This window comes from Halomonas sp. H10-9-1 (assembly GCF_040147005.1).
GTDB lineage: Bacteria > Pseudomonadota > Gammaproteobacteria > Pseudomonadales > Halomonadaceae > Halomonas.
This window is the reverse complement of sequence record NZ_JAMSHO010000001.1, coordinates 1,098,215-1,113,590: the sequence shown is the minus strand read 5'-3', so window position 1 is coordinate 1,113,590 and position 15,376 is coordinate 1,098,215. Positions and strand designations below refer to the sequence as shown.

Here is a 15,376-nt window from a genome sequence, read left to right as displayed (position 1 = left end):
ATAGGAAACAGGGGTACGTCCCCGATTTTCCCTTCATGATGTCACCGTTGCCTTTCGGCTACCCCGCCGGGTCTTGGTCGGCTTCTGCTTCTCCTTCTCCGCCCTGATCCGTTCCAGCAGCGCCGCGGCGGATCCGAACATCGGCCTCGCCGCCGCCATGCAGCTTCCCCGCCAACCGGCCGGCGAAGCTCCACAGCAGCACGCCGCCCACCAGCGGTACCGCCAGCGTGGCGATCAGCACCGGCAGCAGTTCGGCCGACCAAAGCTCACCCGCGCTGGGAACCAGCAGCGCCGGAAGGATGGCGAAAAGCGTGCTCAGGAAGAGATACAGCCCCAGCAGGCGAGTCAGCAGGATGGAGAAGGGTTTCATAGTGGCTCCCAATCTGGTGATCATCAGTCTGGCAGGTGCAGCGTGCCGCTTCCCACGATCACTGCCTCTCCCGCGATGCGAATCGAAAGATCATCTGCGGTGCGCTCGGCCACGGGCCGCGTCATTGGCAGCGCGACTGCGCACTGTCCGGGTTTCACTTAAAAGACGGACAGTGTACTCCTTCTCCCGACCCATGCCGGTCTAGCATAAACCCAAGCGGTTAGGTTTTTATGCTAAACTGCCCCTATGCCAACCATTCTCCGTTTCGATGGCCTGAGAGCTGTCATCTACCCCAACGACCATCGACCGGCGCATATGCACGTCATCGGCAAGGGCGGTGAAGCGGTGTTTATCCTGCACTGTCCAAGTGGACCGCCCGAGCTGCGCGAGAGCTACCGCTTTAACTCGCCGGACCTCAACCGTATCGCGTCGGCACTGTCGGAAGAGCTGTTGGCGTTATGTGCCAAATGGAGGGAGATTCATGGCCATTACTGATGATGTCATCCAGCAGGCAGAAGCTCGCATGGCTGCCGAGCGCGACCATGCCCATGCTGTTGCCGCCCGCTACGACCGCCGCACCAACCGGGTGATCGTGCGCCTGCACTCAGGGCTCGAGCTCGCAATCCCCCCGCACCTTGTCGAAGGCCTCGCCGATGCCACCCCTGATGCCCTAGCCGAGATCGAGGTCTCACCCTCCGGGCTTGGCCTGCACTGGCCTCAGCTCGATGCCGACCTCTACGTGCCCGCCCTCCTGGAAGGCCAGTTTGGCTCCAAACAGTGGATGGCTCGCCAGCTGGGCGCCGCAGGGGGGCGCAGCCGTAGCCAGGCCAAGAGCCATGCTTCCAGGGAGAATGGTTCCAAAGGGGGACGACCGCGCAAGGTACAGGCGTAATTCGGTACGCAACTCCTCCAGTGCCGCGGCAAATGCTCGGTGCTGCTCCAGCGTTTCGAGCGTGCCATGCAGCTCACGGAGCTGAGCGATAGCGCTACGGTAGCTCCTGTTGTCGGTGTTGCGTACCTCGCTGCGGGCCAGGCTTGTAGCTTCAAGGGTGGTCGCCGGCTCAGCCGAGGCGGTCGTGACCGTTATCGAGCTCGGTGCCGTAGCCGCCGCAGTAGATCAGGCCGCCGCCTTCGACCCGCTCTCCAGGCGTGCTAGTCTGCCTCTGCTCGAGGACTCCCCTCGCTTCCCCCTTGACCCAGGAGTGCGCCATGACCGCCGCCGAGATGCTCGACCGCCTGGTGGGCTTCCCCACCGTCTCGCGAGATTCCAACCTGGAGCTGATCGCCTTCGTCGAGGCGCTGCTCGACCGGCACGACGTGCCCCACTGGCGGGTGGAGAGCGACGATGGCAAGAAGGCCAACCTGCTGGCGCGCATCGGCCCGGACGTGGCCAGCGGCGTGGTGCTCTCCGGGCATACCGATGTGGTACCGGTGGAGGGCCAGCCCTGGACGACCGACCCCTTTACCCTGGTCGACAAGGGCGACGGCCGGCTCTACGGCCGCGGCACCTGCGACATGAAGGGCTTCATCGCCTGCGCCCTGGCCGAGGTGCCGCGCTGGGTGGCCCTGGAGCTGGCAACGCCGATCTGGCTGGCGCTCTCCTACGACGAGGAGGTGGGCTGCATCGGCGCGCCGCGCATGATCGAGCGGCTGATGGCCGAGCACCCGCGGCCGGCGGCGGTGATCGTCGGCGAGCCGACCCTGATGCACCCGGTGGTGGCCCACAAGGGGGCCACCAACCTGCGCACCACCGTCACCGGTCGCGCCAGCCACTCCAGCCAGGTCAACCAGGGGGTCTCGGCGATCCATGTGGCGGCGCGGCTGGTCACCTACATCGAGGAGGTGATGGCGGAGCTGCGCGCCGAGGGGCGCGTCGACGAGGCCTTCAACGTGGTGCACTCGAGCCTGCACGTGGGCAGGATCCAGGGCGGCACGGCGATCAACATCATGGCCCGGGAGTGCACCTTCGAGTGGGAGATACGCCACCTGCCCTCGGACCGCTTCGAGGACCTGATCGGCCGGGTCGACGCCCGTGCCGAGGCGCTGGAGGCGGAGATGCGCCGCCGCGCGCCGGAGGCGAGCATCGTCACCGAGCCGCTCAACCAGACGGTGCCGGCGCTGGCCGACGACAACAACGCCGAGGTGCTGGCGCTATGCCATGACCTGCTCGGCGAGCGCCCCGCCGGTGCGGTGGCCTACGCCACCGAGGCGGGGCAGTTCCAGCGCCAGGGGCTGCCCACGGTGATCTGCGGCCCGGGCAGCATCGCTCAGGCCCACCAGCCCGACGAGTACATCGAGCACGAGCAGCTCGAGGCGGGGGCGCGCTTCATGGCGGCGCTGGGCGAGCGGCTGCAACGAAAGTAGAATAGGCGCCTCCATCCCCCATGCCAGGAGCCGCCATGACCCGCCTGCTGATCGTCAAGACCGGCGATGCCTTCCCCGAGGTGATCGCGCAACACGGTGACTTCGAGGCGCTGTTCAGGCGGGCCCTGGCGGAGGCCGGCTTCACCGCCGAGGTGTTCGACGCCCGCGTGGAAGCGCTGCCCGACCTGGCCGGCGTCGACGGCCTCTTCATTACCGGCTCCCACGCCATGGTCAGCGACGCCGAGCCGTGGAGCGAGGCGCTCAAGCCCTGGCTGGTCTCGGCCCGGGAGCGCAACCTGGCGATGCTCGGGGTGTGCTACGGCCACCAGCTGATGGCATCGGCCTTCGGCGGGGAGAGCGGCTACCACCCGGCGGGGCGCGAGTCCGGCACCCACGAGGTGTCGCTCACCGACTCGGGCCGCGAGGACCCGCTGCTGGGCACCCTGCCCCGCCACTTCCCCGCCCAGCTCACCCATGCCCAGTCGGTACTCGCCGCCCCCAGCGGCGCGGTGGTGCTGGCTCGCAACGCCCACGACGCCTTCCAGGCGCTCCGCTACGGCCCGCGCCAGTGGAGCGTGCAATTCCACCCCGAGTTCACCCCCGAGGTGATGCGCGCCTACCTGGCCCGCCAAGTCGACACGCTGCGCGACCAGGGCCAGGATGCCAATGCCCTGATGCGCCGCGTCACCGATACCCCCCAGGCGCGCTCGCTGCTGGTGCGTTTCGCCCAGATGGTGGCGATGGCCTCCTAGGGATCAGTGGCGCTCGCCCACCGGCGGGGCGGGCTCGCCACGCGCGATGCTCGCCTCGGCGGCGGCGTCACGCAGCCGGCGGGTATCCGGCGCACCCTCGGCGACCTTCCGGCGCTGGCGAGCGAGATCGCGCAGCGAGCTTGCCAGCATGGCGACCACGATCATGCCGCCACCCACGAAGGCCAGCGGCGCCGGTACCTCGCCAACCCACCACCACACCAACAGCGTGCCCACCAGGGTCTCCAGCAGCATCACCAGGCTGACCTCGGCGCCGGGCAGGTAGCGGGCCCCGGTCTGGATCAGGAAGTAGGCCAGCGGCAGCAGCAGTCCCATCAGCAGCAGCCGCTGCATGTCCTCGTACCCCGGCAACTGGGCACCCCCCATCAGGGCGGCGGGCAGCAGCATCGCCAGGCACCCCAGCGGCAGCACCACGGTGGTATCCAGGCCACGCTTGCCGCTGCCGGGCCGGGAGCTGGCCACGCTGGTGTTGACCGCGATGGAGACCGGAATGATCAGCGCCACCCCCAGCCCCAGCAGGCTGCCCTGCCCCACTTCGCCGGCGGCCATCAGGCTGGCCCCGACGATACACACGCCGATCACCACCCAGGTCTGGCGGCGCAGGCGCTGGCCGAAGAACAGCATGCCGATCAGCCCGGCCACCAGCGGCGCCAGGTTGAGCATCACCAGCACGTTGCCCGCCGAGGTCAGGCGGGTTGCCCCCACGAAGGCCCAGGCACTGGCGGCGAAGGCCAGCGGACACCATAGCGCCGCCGGGCCGCAGGCGCGCACCGCCTGGCCCAGGCGCTGACGGTAGCGCGCGACGGCGATCACCAGCAGCACCAGGCCCAGCATCAGCCCACGCCAGAACATGAAGGTGGCAACGTCTACCGTGGTGTCCTTGACCAGCAGGGCGTCCGGCGAGAGCAACAGCACGCCGCTCATGGTGATCAGATAGCCGCGTAGGCGAAACGGCAGCCGTTTCCACATCGGGGAGTCCTCCTTGCTGGCGAAATAGTGTGGTTACCAACGACAACAGGCCGGAGCAAGGCTCCGACCTGTTGTTGGGTGGGGTGCCGCCCGCAGGGGCGGTACCCGGGGCGTTACGCGCGCGACTGGCGGCGAATCGGCGCCTCGCCGTCATCGCTGCGACGACGCGGTGCACGCTCCGGCGCGCCACGGTCCTCGCTGATCTCCAGCGCACGGCCGGCCACGCGGGCGCGGGCCATCTTGGCCAGGATGCTGGCGGGCAGCGAGTTGGGCAGCTCGACCACCGAGAAGGCGTTGCGGATATCGATGCGCCCGATACGGGCCCCCTCGATGCCGCCTTCGTTGGCCAGAGCGCCGACCAGTTGGCCCGGCTTGACGCCGTCCTTGTGACCCACGGAGACGCGATAACGGGTCATGCCCTCGCTGGGGCCACGCTCGCGACGTGCCGGCCGGCCGTCACGCGGGGTGCGATCGCTGCGCTCCTTGCGCGGCGCCTGCAGGCGACCGATGGGCGCCTCGTCGGCACGCGCCAGGCGGGCGAAGGCGCAGGCCAGCTCGACGGGGTCGTAGCCTTCGCCGATCAGGCGCTCGACCAGGGCCTGCTGCTCTTCGGCACCGGCGGTCAGGGCGGCGATCACCTTCTGGTGGAAGGCTTCGTCGCGATGGGCGCGGATGGCTGCCTCGTCGGGCACCTCCATCTCGCTCATCTTCTGGCCGGTGGCCTGCTCGATCCAGCCCACCTTGCGGCCCTCGCGGAAGCCCACGAAGGTGATCGAGATACCGGTACGCCCGGCACGCCCGGTACGGCCGATGCGGTGGGTGTAGGCCTCGGAATCCTGGGGCAGGTCGTAGTTGAAGACGTGGGTGATACGCGGCACGTCGAGGCCACGGGCGGCCACGTCGGTGGCGATCAGCACGTCGACCTTGCCACGCTTGAGGCGCTGGATGGTGCGCTCGCGCAGGCTCTGGTCCAGGTCACCGGAGAGGCTGGCCACGTTGAGGCCGCGGGCGGAGAGCTGCTCCATCAGGGTGGTGCAGGCCGCACGGGTCCGCACGAAGACGATGGCGCCGTCTACCGGCTCCACCTCGAGGATGCGGGCCAGCGCCTCCAGCTTGGCGCCACCGTCGACGCGCACCAGGCGCTGTTCGATGTTCTCGCCGGTGGTGGTGCGTGACTCGATGCTCACCTTCACCGGGTCCACCAGGTAACGATTGACGATGCGCTCGATCTCGGCCGGCAGAGTCGCGGAGAAGAACACCCGCTGGGCGTTCTTGGGGGTGTCGGCGACCACGCGCTTGACGTCGTCGATGAAGCCCATGCGCAGCATCTCGTCGGCTTCGTCCAGCACCAGGGCGCTGAGGCCGTCGAGCTTGAGGCTGCCGCGATCCAGGTGGTCGATGATCCGGCCGGGGGTACCCACCACGACCTGGGCACCACGCTTCAGCGCGCCCAGCTGCTCACGGTACTCCTGGCCGCCACACAGGGTGGCCACTTCCAGGCCCTGGAGGTTCTGGCCATAGCGGCTGAAGGAGACGGCGACCTGCTGCGCCAGCTCACGGGTCGGCGCCATCACCAGCACCTGGGGCTCGCGACGCGTCAGCTCGAGACGCGACAGCAGCGGCAGGGCAAAGGCGGCGGTCTTGCCGGTGCCGGTCTGGGCCTGGCCCAGCATGTCGCGCCCTTCCAGCAGTGCCGGAATGGTCTCGACCTGGATCGGCGAGGGGGCCTGGTAGCCCAGAGACTCGACGGCAGAGAGAACGGCAGGCAGCAGAGCGAGATCGCCGAAGCGCGGCGAAGCGACAGAAGAAGAGGTCATCAATCACACCTTGGTAGGCCGGGATCACCGGCGTAAATTCATTGGCGTCCCTGACGCGCAGCAGCACGGTCAGGCGCGCAGGCCCTCGAGGAGGGGCAGCACGTGACATCGGGGTCGGGGACGCCGGTCGCACCTGGCATCGGTTCCGGGCCATCGGGGATGGCGGGCAGGAACCCTGTGGCGACCGTTTGCGCCGATCTCGCCAGAGTGGCGGGATTTCGGTGGCGCTCCATCTACACAATTCGAACGCTTGCGGCCATCAGCGATGGCGCTGGGCCTGGCGTTGCGGCGCCCATCCTGTGCTCAGTCGGTGACCGGCGGCGATGGCGTCGTACATGATGGTGGGGTCAACACATGCGAGGAGCGCGCATGCTACCATCGTCGACCTGCCCTGGCCAGCCTTTTCGGCTGTCCTGTTACTAATGTTGATCGAATGCTGTTGATCGAGGAGATGCCATGCCCTGCCTGTGGGTCGATGCCGACGCCTGCCCCAAGGTGGCCCGCGAGATCATCGTGCGTGCTGCCGAACGCACCCGCACGCTGGCCTGGTTCGTGGCCAACCATACGGTACCGCTGCCGCGCTCGGCGTGGGTGAAGTCGCTGGCGGTAAGCCAGGGCTTCGATGCCGCCGACGACAAGATCGTCGAGCGTATCCAGCCGGGCGACCTGCTGATCACCTCGGACCTGCCACTGGCCATGGCCGCCATCGAGCGGCAGGCGAAGGTAATGACCACCCGTGGCGAAACACTCGACGCCGATAACATACGCGCGCGGGTGCAGATGAGGGACTTTATGGAAACCCTGCGCGCCAGCGGCGAGCATACCGGCGGCCCCAAGGGCTACTCCGACGGCGATCGCCGCGAATTCGCCAACGCCCTGGATCGCTGGCTGGCGAAGCAGCGGTAGTCAAACTGCTTGCCCTGCATGGGGTTGGTAGGAGGGATGCTACGCATCGCGACTGGAGGCCGAAGGCCTCCCCAGATGACGCCCGCAAGATCGGCAAAGCGGCCGGGGCGCCTGGCGGCGCCAGTCGCGAGGCAGAGCCTCCCTCCTACAAGGCGCCAATCACGCAGGAGCCGCGCGCCTACTCCCCCTGGTTGCGCTGAAAGCGCTGGATGTCGCGGCGCTGCTTCTTGTCGGGTCGCTTGAGCGGGTGCTGCATGGCCTGGTTGGTGAGCCGGCGCGCCTCGGCTTCGCGCTCGCGACGGGCCACGCTCTCCTCGGTCTCGCGGTAGAGGGCGCGCGCCTCCGGGGCGCCACGCCGCTGGTCGGAGAGCGCAACGACCTCCACCTCGAGGATATCCCAGCCCTGGGGCACGCGAATGATGGCTGCCACCTCCACGGTCTTGCTGGTCTTGGCCCGGGCGCCGTTGTAGTGCACCTTGCCCCCCTCGATGGCCTTCTTGGCCAGGCCGCGGGTCTTGAAGAAGCGCGCTGCCCACAACCACTTGTCGAGCCGTACGCTATCCATCGGCGTTCTTTCCTCCATTCGCCTCCGCCTCTGCCCCCGGGGCCAGCGCTGGCTGGCTGCCGGGCAGGATGGCGGAGAAGGTATCCAGGGCGACGAACTCCTCCAGTTCACGCTCGGGGCGCCGACTGTCGGGCTGCTTGATGCCCAGCAGATGGCGGATGCCGAACGTCCGGGCACTCTCCAGCACCCTGGGGTTGTCGTCGATGAACAGGGTGCGGGCCGGGTCGAAGGGCTCCACCTCCTGCAGCGCGCACCAGAACGCCTGCTCCTCCTTGGGCACGCCGAGGTCGGCGGAGGAGACGATGGCATCCAGGTACTGCTCCAGACCGGTGAGCGGCAGCTTGAGCCCGAGGCTGCCGCGGTCGGCGTTGGTGGCCAGCACCACCCGCGGGTGGGCCTGCTTGAGCCACTTGAGGAAGTCCAGGGCGTCGCCGCGCAGGCCGATCAAGTGCTGGACCTCGCGCTTGAGGGCGACCACGTCGACGTCGAGCTCGTGGCTCCAGTAGTCGAGGCTGTACCAGTTGAGGGTGCCCTGCTCGTGGAGCACCTTCGAGCGCACCACCTCCTGGGTGGCCTCGTCGAGCTGATGGAGCTCCACGTAGCGGCGCGGAAGGTGCTCGAGCCAGAAATGGCTGTCGAAATGCAGGTCCAGCAGGGTGCCGTCCATGTCCAGCAGGACCGTGTCGATGGCGCGCCAGTCGATCATGGGGATTCCGGGTCGTGGCTTGCGGGAGGTGATATGGTAACAGGCGACCCCTCCCCCCTGAAACGGAGCCGCCATGACCTCGCCCAGCTGGCCGCAGAAGCCCGCCATCCTCGAACGCCGCTCGGTCGCCAAAAGCCATCTGTTCCACGTGGAGTCATTGGACCTGCGCTTCTCCAATGGCGAGGAGCGCACCTTCGAGCGCCTCACCGGCAGCGACAGCGGCGCGGTGATGATCGTGGCCATGCCCGACCCCGAGCACGTGCTGCTGATCCGCGAATACGCCGCGGGCTTCGAGGACTACGTGCTGACCCTGCCCAAGGGGCTGGTGGACCCCGGCGAGGACATCATCACCGCGGCCAACCGCGAGCTGATGGAGGAGTGCGGCTTCGGCGCCCACAGCATCGAGCCGCTGGTCGAGCTGTCGCTGGCGCCCAACTACATGCGCCACCGCATGCAGGTGCTGCTGGCCACCGACCTCTACCCCAGGCGCCTGCCCGGCGACGAGCCCGAGCCGCTGATCGTCGAGACCCATGCGCTCTTCGAGCTGCCCGCCCTGCTCGCCCGGGAGGACTTCCACGAGGCGCGGGCCATCGCCGCGCTGTACATCGCGCGGGACAAGCTGCTCGAGCGCGGGGCGGAAACGGCACTGCGCTGGTAGCTCAGCGCAAGGCCCAGCGGCGCAGCAGCCGCTGGGCGGCGAGTTCCATGCCCTGAGTGAATCGCCGACGCCCCGGCCGGGGCCGGGGCCGGGGCGTCGGGGATGTATCAGTCGAAGGTGTATCAGTCGAGCTTGGTGAGGTCGCGCACCGCGCCCTTGTCGGCGGAGGTGGCGAGCAGCGCATAGGCCTTGAGCGCCGCGGAGACCCTGCGGTCACGCTGGATGCTGGGCTTCCAGGCATCGGCGCCCTTGGCCTCCTCCGCCGCGCGGCGCTCGGCCAGCTCCTCGGCGGAGAGCCTGACGTTGATGGCGCGGTTGGGGATGTCGATCTCGATGATGTCGCCCTGCTCCACCAGGCCGATGGCACCGCCGGCGGCGGCCTCCGGGGAGACGTGGCCGATGGAGAGCCCCGAGGTGCCGCCGGAGAAGCGGCCGTCGGTGAGCAGCGCGCACGCCTTGCCCAGCCCCTTGGACTTGAGATACGAGGTCGGGTAGAGCATCTCCTGCATGCCGGGGCCGCCCTTGGGCCCCTCGTAGCGGATGACGACCACATCGCCCTCCTTCACCTGGCCGCCGAGGATATGCTCCACCGCCTGGTCCTGGGACTCCACCACGTGGGCCGGGCCCTCGAAGACCAGGATCGACTCGTCGACGCCGGCGGTCTTCACCACGCAGCCATCCTCGGCGATGTTGCCGAACAGCACGGCCAGGCCGCCCTCCCGGGAGAAAGCGTGCTCGAGGTCACGGATGCAGCCGTTGGCACGGTCGCCATCGAGGCTCGGCCAGCGCGCGGCCTGGGAGAAGGCGGTCTGGGTGGGGATGCCGCCGGGGCCGGCCTTGTAGAACTCCACCACCTCGGGGCTGGGGTTGCGCATGATGTCCCACTCCTCCAGCGCCGCCTTTAGGGTGTCGCCGTAGACGGTGGGCACGCGGGTATCGAGAACACCGGCACGGTCCAGGTCGCCGAGGATCGCCATGATGCCGCCGGCGCGGTGGCAGTCCTCGATATGGTACTGCTGGGTGTTGGGCGCCAGCTTGCAGAGCTGCGGCACCTCGCGCGACAGGCGGTCGATGTCGGCCATGGTGAAGTCCACCCCGCCCTCCTGGGCGGCGGCCAGCAGGTGCAGGATGGTGTTGGTGGAGCCGCCCATGGCGATGTCCAGGGTCATGGCGTTCCGGAACGCCGCCTTGGAGCCGATGGCGCGGGGCAGCAGGTGCGCCTCGTCCCCCTCGTAGTAGCGCTTGGCCAGCTCGACGATGCGATGGCCGGCCTCCTCGAACAGCCGGCGGCGGTCGGCGTGGGTGGCAAGCACCGTGCCGTTGCCCGGCAGCGCCAGGCCCAGCGCCTCCATCAGGCAGTTCATGGAGTTGGCGGTGAACATGCCCGAGCAGCTGCCGCAGGTGGGGCAGGCGCTGCGCTCGATCTCCTCGATCTGCTCGTCGCTGTACTGGTCGTCGGCGGCGTAGATCATGGCATCGATCAGGTCGATGTTGTGGTCGAGCAGCTTGGTCTTGCCCGCCTCCATGGGGCCGCCGGAGACGAAGATCACCGGGATGTTCAGGCGCATGGCGGCGTTGAGCATCCCGGGGGTGATCTTGTCGCAGTTGGAGATGCACACCAGGGCGTCGGCGCAATGGGCGTTGACCATGTACTCGACGCTGTCGGCGATCAGGTCGCGGCTCGGCAGCGAGTAGAGCATGCCGTCGTGGCCCATGGCGATGCCGTCGTCCACGGCGATGGTGTTGAACTCCTTGGCCACCCCGCCGGCCTTCTCGATCTCGCGGGCCACCAGCTGCCCCATGTCCTTCAAGTGCACGTGCCCCGGCACGAACTGGGTGAAGGAGTTGGCCACGGCGATGATCGGCTTGTGGAAGTCGTCATCCTTCATGCCGGTGGCGCGCCACAGGGCGCGAGCGCCGGCCATGTTGCGACCGGCGGTGGTGGTGCGGGAACGATACTCGGGCATGGTGTCCTCTTTTATGCGGGCGGCCGCCTCTGCCGGCGGCTCGGTGTCCAGGTCAGCCCACGATTCTGGCACGCGCCCGGCCGTCAGGCCAGTGGCTCAGCCCAGCAGCAGTGGATGGCCACCTGGCAGTGGCCGGATGCTATACAGCACCCAGACATCCAGCGCCGGCCCCAGGTCCTCCATCAGGCGAAGGCTCCCGGGGTGGCGCTCCAGTGCCTCCCGCGCGCAGATGCCGGCCTCCACCTCTCCCGCCAGCAAGGCCTCCTCCACGGCCACGATGGACGGGTAGTCGTGCTGCTCGGCGAAGGCGGCGAGGCCCGTGTAGTAGCGGGTCGCCGGCTGCAGGCCCACCCGCGACGGACTTTCCACCTCGGTCCGAGCCAGCAGCGCCAGCGGTCGGCTCCCGGCGACGAAGGCATCCACCGGGAAGGCACGGTGCATAGTGCGTCCCACGCAGTCGGCGTGGCTGAAGTGGGCCGTGCACTGCAACACCCGGTCGACCCGGCCCGCGAGCAGCCCCTCGAAGGCCTCGGGGAAGGTGGCGTAAAGGCAGACCTCACCTTCGGCACCAGCGCGTTGTGTCAGGTAGCGCTTTGCGATCAGCGCATGGTTGCTGCCCTCGGGTCCCAGCGTCGCGATACGCATACAGCCTCCTAGATCACAAAGACGACCACCGCGCCGACGACCACCAGCAGCAGCCGCAGCCAGAGCGCGCGCCGGGCGATTACCCCGAAGGAGATGGCCGCCAGCCCGGCGCCGATCTTGAGCATGTCGAACAGCGCCGTGGCGGGCGAGATGGCCAGCCGGATCACATCGGGGTTGGCCACCATCGCCAGCGGGATCAGGTAGAGCCCGATGCCCAGGGCCATTGCCTTGAAGGCCACCTTCAACCAGCTCTCCCCCACCATCCCGGCGGCGATGAAGACGCCACCGCAGACCGGGGGGGTGATGGTGGAGAGCAGGGCGAACCAGAACACGAAGAGGTGGGCCAGCAGCGGCTCCAGGCCCAGGGAGGTCAACGCCGGTCCCGCCACCGAGACGCAGATCACATAGGCCGCGGTGGTGGGCACCTCCATGCCCAGCACCAGGCAGGCCAGGGCGGTCAGCAGCAGCGCCGGCCACAGCATCTCGCCGGAGAGCGAGAGGATGCCCGAGGTGATCTTGACCCCGAGCCCGGTCATCGCCAGCACGCCGATCACCAGGGAGGCGCAGATGATGATGGCGCCGATCACCGCCACCTGACGCCCCGCGGTGACCAGCGCCTCGGCCAGCCGCGAGGCGAAGCCGCGCAACGAGAAGCTCAGTGTCACATCGAAGAAGAGCAGCAAAAGGCCCGCGAAGATCGCCAGGCTGGCGGCGTACTGAGGGGTGTAGCCGCCCAGGAAGATGCGCTCCAGCAGGATCACGAAGGGCACCGCGAAGAACAGCGAGGTGATCAGCACCTCGCGCCGGGAGGGCCTGTCGGCGTCATCCAGCGGCTTGAGGTCGTGACGGGTAGCGTAGGCGTTGATGCCGACCCAGACGGTGGCGAAGTAGAGAATCGCCGGCAGCATCGCCGCCGCCATGATCTGCGTGTAGGGCGTGCCGGTCAGCTCCACCATGACGAAGGCCCCGGCCCCCATCAGCGGCGGCATGATCTGCCCGCCGGAGGAGGCGACCGCCTCCACACCGCCCGCCAGGGAGCGCGGATATCCCAGGCGAACCATGGAGGGAATGGTGATCGCCCCGGTGGAGGCGACATTGGCGGAGGCGGAACCGGAAATGGAGCCCATCAGCGCCGAGGAGATCACCGACACCTTGGCAGCACCGCCCGTCAGGCGCCCCGCCATGGCACTCGCCAGGTTCATGAAGCCACGGCCCGCCTCCCCCGCGTTGAGCACGGCACCGAAGATCACGAAGATCGCCACCACGCCCACGCTGACGCCGGTCAAGGAGCCCCACAGCCCACCCTCCGAGATCGTCAGGGTGCCCATGAAGCTTGGCAGCGGGATGCCGGGGTGGCCGAACTGGCCGGGCACTCGGTCACCGAACAGGCCGTAGAGCAGCGCCACCAGGGCGACCAACGGCAGCGGCCAACCGATGGCGCGGCGCGCCGTTTCCAGGGCCAGCAACACCAGGAAACCGCCGATGGCCATCTGCAGCGGACTGTCGATAAACCCGTACTGCTGCATCAGGGCCTGGTGGCCGAGGGCGATGTAGGCACAGCCGGCCACGCCCAGCAGGGTCAGCACCCAACCGCTCCAGCGCTCGAAGGAGGTGCGCGCCATGAAGATCAGGATCCAGGGCAGCGCCAGCGCCATGTGCACGGGGCGACTGACCAGCGCCGGTGCCAGTCCATAGAAGATCAATCCCAGGTGGAAGACGACGCTGAGCGCACCGAGCGTCACCCAGGCCGGATGCAGGGAGCCAGACGCGGCATCGCCGGCTGCGGCCGGCGATGCAGTGGACGATGGAATCGGAGACATCAGCGCAGCTCGTCGGGGATCTCGATGCCAGCCTCATCGTAATAGCGCACGGCCCCCGGGTGCAGAGTGCCCGCGATGTTGCCGATCATGTCGTGGGTGATGCCGCCCCACCAGGCGGTCTCCTCGGCCATGGCATCGCGACGCTCCCAGAAGGTCCGGGTCAGGGTGTAGGCGGTGTCGTCATCCATGCCGGTGGTGGTGTAGGCGATGACCGGCAGCGAGGTGGTCGACACGTCCTCGTCGATGCCGGCATAGGTTCCCGCCGGGATGGTCTGACGCGCGGCCCCGGTCTGCTCGATCTGCGCATCGCTCAGGCTGACCAGGCTGATCGGCATGCTGGCCGCGGTCTCGATGACATTGGGCGTGGGGAAGGAACTGGCGGTGACGAAGGCATCGATCTGGCCGTTCTTCAGGGCATCGGGGCCGCTGCCGATACTGGCGTTGGCGACCTCGACCCGGTCGATGAGCTCGAAGAGTTCCAGGTAGCGCTGGGCCTCGCGCGCCCCAAAGGTGCCCTGACCGATCAGGATCTCCTTGCCCTCCAGGGCCTCGATATCGACCACGCCCTGGTCACCGGCGAGCACGAAGTGCATGGTGATGGCCGGGATCGGAAAGAGGCCGCGAATCTCCTCGAAGCGTGGGCTGTGACGCTCGGCGAAGGGGCCGCTGCCTGCCAGGGCGCTCTCCACCAGGCCAGGCGGCGTGGTGAACACATAGTTGCCCTGGCGCGCCATGACCTCCATGACGTTCTGCACCGAGCCCTGGCTCTCCTCGAGAGTGACCACCACGTCGCCCTCGGTGCCCTGGCGAATGGCTTCGGCCAACTCGACGCCCATCTGGTAGTAAGCGGTACCGGCGGAGGCCGACTTGTAGGTCACGCGGGTCTCGGCCTGGGCCTGAAGGGCGGCTGCCCCCATCAGGATCGCCGTGGTCGTGGCCAGCAGGGTGCGAGTAAGACGGGGCATGAGCAACTCCCAAGGTGTCCGGTAATCGGTATGTTATGGTTAGGTACTTCAGCAATCACTATAATGCCGATCGCGCAGCCGAGGAACCATACCCCATGCCGACGCACCGCATTGCGCTGCTGGGCGCCGCCGGCGGCCTCGGTGGCGCCATCGCCGAGACCCTGCTGACCCGCGGCCACCGCGTCTGGCTGCTGGACCTTCCCGAACGCCATGATGCGCTCATGTCGCTGGCCAGGCACTCGCCCTACCAGGCTTCCGTTCTGGCCTGTGACTTCCGCCATCCCGGCACCATCACCGCCGCCTTCGCCACGCTCGGCGAGCAGGCAGCGTGCCTGGACGCCTGCGTCAATGCGGCGGGGGTGATCCATCGCGCCGGCTTCACGGACACCGCCCTGGAGGACCTGGAGCGAGTCATGGCCATCAATGTGACGGGGCCCTTCCTGGCACTGCAGCAGGCGGTGACGCTGATGCCACGGGGCGGCCACATCGTCAATGTGGCCTCGGCCCATGGCCTGCGCACCGGCCCCGAACGCAGCGCCTATGCCATGAGCAAGGGCGCCATCCTGGCCCTGACCCGGGCGCTGGCCGTGGAGCTTGGGCCACGCAACATTCTCGTCAACGCCGTGGCACCCGGTCCGGTGAGCGCCGGCATGCAGGATGCGGCCTCGGAATCCCGACGTCGCTGGCAGGCCGCCACCCCCCTGGGCCGAGTGGCCGAGGCCCAGGAGGTCGCCCGCGCCGTTGCCTTCCTGGTCTCGGCGGAGAATACCTTCATCTCCGGCGACACCCTGCTGGTGGATGGCGGCGCGACCGCCATGATCTAACTCTAGCGTTACCTCTTTGGACCTTACGAG

General features: G+C 68.4%; 17 protein-coding genes. 7 read left to right on the top strand and 10 right to left on the bottom strand.

Features of this window, described 5'->3' with window-relative positions; all coding sequences use genetic code 11:
- Positions 1–58: 58 nt before the first annotated feature.
- The gene (locus tag NFH66_RS05020; protein WP_349608842.1) at positions 59–370 is read right to left on the bottom strand and encodes a hypothetical protein; all 312 of its coding nucleotides are present in this window, start codon (positions 368–370) and stop codon (positions 59–61) included.
- Between the two features lie 246 nt (positions 371–616).
- Here NFH66_RS05020 and NFH66_RS05015 point away from each other — a divergent pair, with 246 nt between their 5' ends.
- Together NFH66_RS05015 and NFH66_RS05010 are read left to right on the top strand one after the other, a co-directional pair.
- Positions 617–865: a DUF4160 domain-containing protein gene (locus tag NFH66_RS05015; protein WP_349608840.1), complete on the top strand. Its 249-nt coding sequence runs from the start codon at positions 617–619 to the stop codon at positions 863–865.
- On the top strand, positions 852–1,262 hold the full coding sequence (locus NFH66_RS05010; protein ID WP_349608839.1) for a DUF2442 domain-containing protein: 411 nt from the start codon (positions 852–854) through the stop codon (positions 1,260–1,262). Before NFH66_RS05015 ends, NFH66_RS05010 begins: the two co-directional genes overlap by 14 nt.
- A 169-nt stretch (positions 1,263–1,431) precedes the next feature.
- Here the strand turns inward: NFH66_RS05010 and NFH66_RS05005 are convergent, their stop codons facing one another.
- Positions 1,432–1,581 carry a hypothetical protein gene (locus tag NFH66_RS05005; protein WP_349608838.1) on the bottom strand — a complete coding sequence of 50 codons (150 nt, stop codon included), beginning with the start codon at positions 1,579–1,581 and terminating at the stop codon, positions 1,432–1,434.
- Here NFH66_RS05005 and argE point away from each other — a divergent pair.
- Together argE and NFH66_RS04995 are read left to right on the top strand one after the other, a co-directional pair.
- A complete protein-coding gene (gene argE / locus NFH66_RS05000) occupies positions 1,580–2,734 on the top strand; it encodes an acetylornithine deacetylase (protein ID WP_349608836.1) in 1,155 nt (384 codons plus the stop codon). The genes NFH66_RS05005 and argE overlap by 2 nt on opposite strands.
- A gap of 35 nt (positions 2,735–2,769) precedes the next feature.
- Positions 2,770–3,486 (top strand): glutamine amidotransferase, encoded by a 717-nt coding sequence (locus tag NFH66_RS04995; RefSeq protein WP_349608835.1) that lies wholly within the window; start codon positions 2,770–2,772, stop codon positions 3,484–3,486.
- A gap of 3 nt (positions 3,487–3,489) precedes the next feature.
- Here the strand turns inward: NFH66_RS04995 and NFH66_RS04990 are convergent, their stop codons facing one another.
- Entirely contained in the window at positions 3,490–4,473 is a 984-nt protein-coding gene (locus NFH66_RS04990) for a DMT family transporter (RefSeq protein ID WP_349608834.1), read from the bottom strand.
- A gap of 113 nt (positions 4,474–4,586) precedes the next feature.
- Positions 4,587–6,290 carry a DEAD/DEAH box helicase gene (locus NFH66_RS04985; RefSeq protein WP_349608832.1) on the bottom strand — a complete coding sequence of 568 codons (1,704 nt, stop codon included), beginning with the start codon at positions 6,288–6,290 and terminating at the stop codon, positions 4,587–4,589.
- A gap of 456 nt (positions 6,291–6,746) precedes the next feature.
- Between NFH66_RS04985 and NFH66_RS04980 the strand changes: the two genes are divergently transcribed.
- A complete protein-coding gene (locus tag NFH66_RS04980; protein ID WP_349608831.1) occupies positions 6,747–7,196 on the top strand; it encodes a YaiI/YqxD family protein in 450 nt (149 codons plus the stop codon).
- Positions 7,197–7,374: 178 nt separating this feature from the next.
- On the opposite strand, the gene hslR is transcribed toward NFH66_RS04980, so the two are convergent.
- Together hslR and yrfG are read right to left on the bottom strand one after the other, a co-directional pair.
- Positions 7,375–7,761 (bottom strand): ribosome-associated heat shock protein Hsp15, encoded by a 387-nt coding sequence (hslR, locus tag NFH66_RS04975; protein WP_349608830.1) that lies wholly within the window; start codon positions 7,759–7,761, stop codon positions 7,375–7,377.
- Positions 7,754–8,467 carry a GMP/IMP nucleotidase gene (gene yrfG, locus NFH66_RS04970; RefSeq protein WP_349608828.1) on the bottom strand — a complete coding sequence of 238 codons (714 nt, stop codon included), beginning with the start codon at positions 8,465–8,467 and terminating at the stop codon, positions 7,754–7,756. Before yrfG ends, hslR begins: the two co-directional genes overlap by 8 nt.
- A gap of 73 nt (positions 8,468–8,540) precedes the next feature.
- Between yrfG and nudE the strand changes: the two genes are divergently transcribed.
- A complete protein-coding gene (nudE, locus tag NFH66_RS04965) occupies positions 8,541–9,125 on the top strand; it encodes an ADP compounds hydrolase NudE (RefSeq protein ID WP_349608827.1) in 585 nt (194 codons plus the stop codon).
- Positions 9,126–9,247: 122 nt separating this feature from the next.
- Here nudE and ilvD read toward each other — a convergent pair whose 3' ends face one another.
- The 4 genes from ilvD to NFH66_RS04945 form a co-directional block, all read right to left on the bottom strand.
- On the bottom strand, positions 9,248–11,092 hold the full coding sequence (gene ilvD / locus NFH66_RS04960) for a dihydroxy-acid dehydratase (protein ID WP_349608826.1): 1,845 nt from the start codon (positions 11,090–11,092) through the stop codon (positions 9,248–9,250).
- A gap of 96 nt (positions 11,093–11,188) precedes the next feature.
- Complete coding sequence (locus NFH66_RS04955; RefSeq protein ID WP_349608824.1) at positions 11,189–11,737, bottom strand: transporter substrate-binding domain-containing protein; 549 nt, start codon at positions 11,735–11,737, stop codon at positions 11,189–11,191.
- Positions 11,738–11,745: 8 nt separating this feature from the next.
- Positions 11,746–13,557, bottom strand: coding sequence for a TRAP transporter permease (locus NFH66_RS04950; RefSeq protein ID WP_349608823.1), 1,812 nt, complete (start codon positions 13,555–13,557; stop codon positions 11,746–11,748).
- Positions 13,557–14,522, bottom strand: a complete 966-nt coding sequence (locus tag NFH66_RS04945) for a TAXI family TRAP transporter solute-binding subunit (RefSeq protein ID WP_349608821.1) — start codon at positions 14,520–14,522, stop codon at positions 13,557–13,559. Before NFH66_RS04945 ends, NFH66_RS04950 begins: the two co-directional genes overlap by 1 nt.
- A gap of 95 nt (positions 14,523–14,617) precedes the next feature.
- Between NFH66_RS04945 and NFH66_RS04940 the strand changes: the two genes are divergently transcribed.
- On the top strand, positions 14,618–15,346 hold the full coding sequence (locus NFH66_RS04940) for an SDR family NAD(P)-dependent oxidoreductase (protein ID WP_349608819.1): 729 nt from the start codon (positions 14,618–14,620) through the stop codon (positions 15,344–15,346).
- The last annotated feature ends 30 nt before the right edge of the window (positions 15,347–15,376 follow it).

Coding starts and splice junctions, on each gene's coding strand:
- NFH66_RS05020 (WP_349608842.1), bottom strand. CDS start 370: ATGAAACCCTTCTCCATCCTGCTGACTCGCCTGCTGGGGCTGTATCTC.
- NFH66_RS05015 (WP_349608840.1), top strand. CDS start 617: ATGCCAACCATTCTCCGTTTCGATGGCCTGAGAGCTGTCATCTACCCC.
- NFH66_RS05010 (WP_349608839.1), top strand. CDS start 852: ATGGCCATTACTGATGATGTCATCCAGCAGGCAGAAGCTCGCATGGCT.
- argE (WP_349608836.1), top strand. CDS start 1,580: ATGACCGCCGCCGAGATGCTCGACCGCCTGGTGGGCTTCCCCACCGTC.
- NFH66_RS05005 (WP_349608838.1), bottom strand. CDS start 1,581: ATGGCGCACTCCTGGGTCAAGGGGGAAGCGAGGGGAGTCCTCGAGCAG.
- NFH66_RS04995 (WP_349608835.1), top strand. CDS start 2,770: ATGACCCGCCTGCTGATCGTCAAGACCGGCGATGCCTTCCCCGAGGTG.
- NFH66_RS04990 (WP_349608834.1), bottom strand. CDS start 4,473: ATGTGGAAACGGCTGCCGTTTCGCCTACGCGGCTATCTGATCACCATG.
- NFH66_RS04985 (WP_349608832.1), bottom strand. CDS start 6,290: ATGACCTCTTCTTCTGTCGCTTCGCCGCGCTTCGGCGATCTCGCTCTG.
- NFH66_RS04980 (WP_349608831.1), top strand. CDS start 6,747: ATGCCCTGCCTGTGGGTCGATGCCGACGCCTGCCCCAAGGTGGCCCGC.
- hslR (WP_349608830.1), bottom strand. CDS start 7,761: ATGGATAGCGTACGGCTCGACAAGTGGTTGTGGGCAGCGCGCTTCTTC.
- yrfG (WP_349608828.1), bottom strand. CDS start 8,467: ATGATCGACTGGCGCGCCATCGACACGGTCCTGCTGGACATGGACGGC.
- nudE (WP_349608827.1), top strand. CDS start 8,541: ATGACCTCGCCCAGCTGGCCGCAGAAGCCCGCCATCCTCGAACGCCGC.
- ilvD (WP_349608826.1), bottom strand. CDS start 11,092: ATGCCCGAGTATCGTTCCCGCACCACCACCGCCGGTCGCAACATGGCC.
- NFH66_RS04955 (WP_349608824.1), bottom strand. CDS start 11,737: ATGCGTATCGCGACGCTGGGACCCGAGGGCAGCAACCATGCGCTGATC.
- NFH66_RS04950 (WP_349608823.1), bottom strand. CDS start 13,557: ATGTCTCCGATTCCATCGTCCACTGCATCGCCGGCCGCAGCCGGCGAT.
- NFH66_RS04945 (WP_349608821.1), bottom strand. CDS start 14,522: ATGCCCCGTCTTACTCGCACCCTGCTGGCCACGACCACGGCGATCCTG.
- NFH66_RS04940 (WP_349608819.1), top strand. CDS start 14,618: ATGCCGACGCACCGCATTGCGCTGCTGGGCGCCGCCGGCGGCCTCGGT.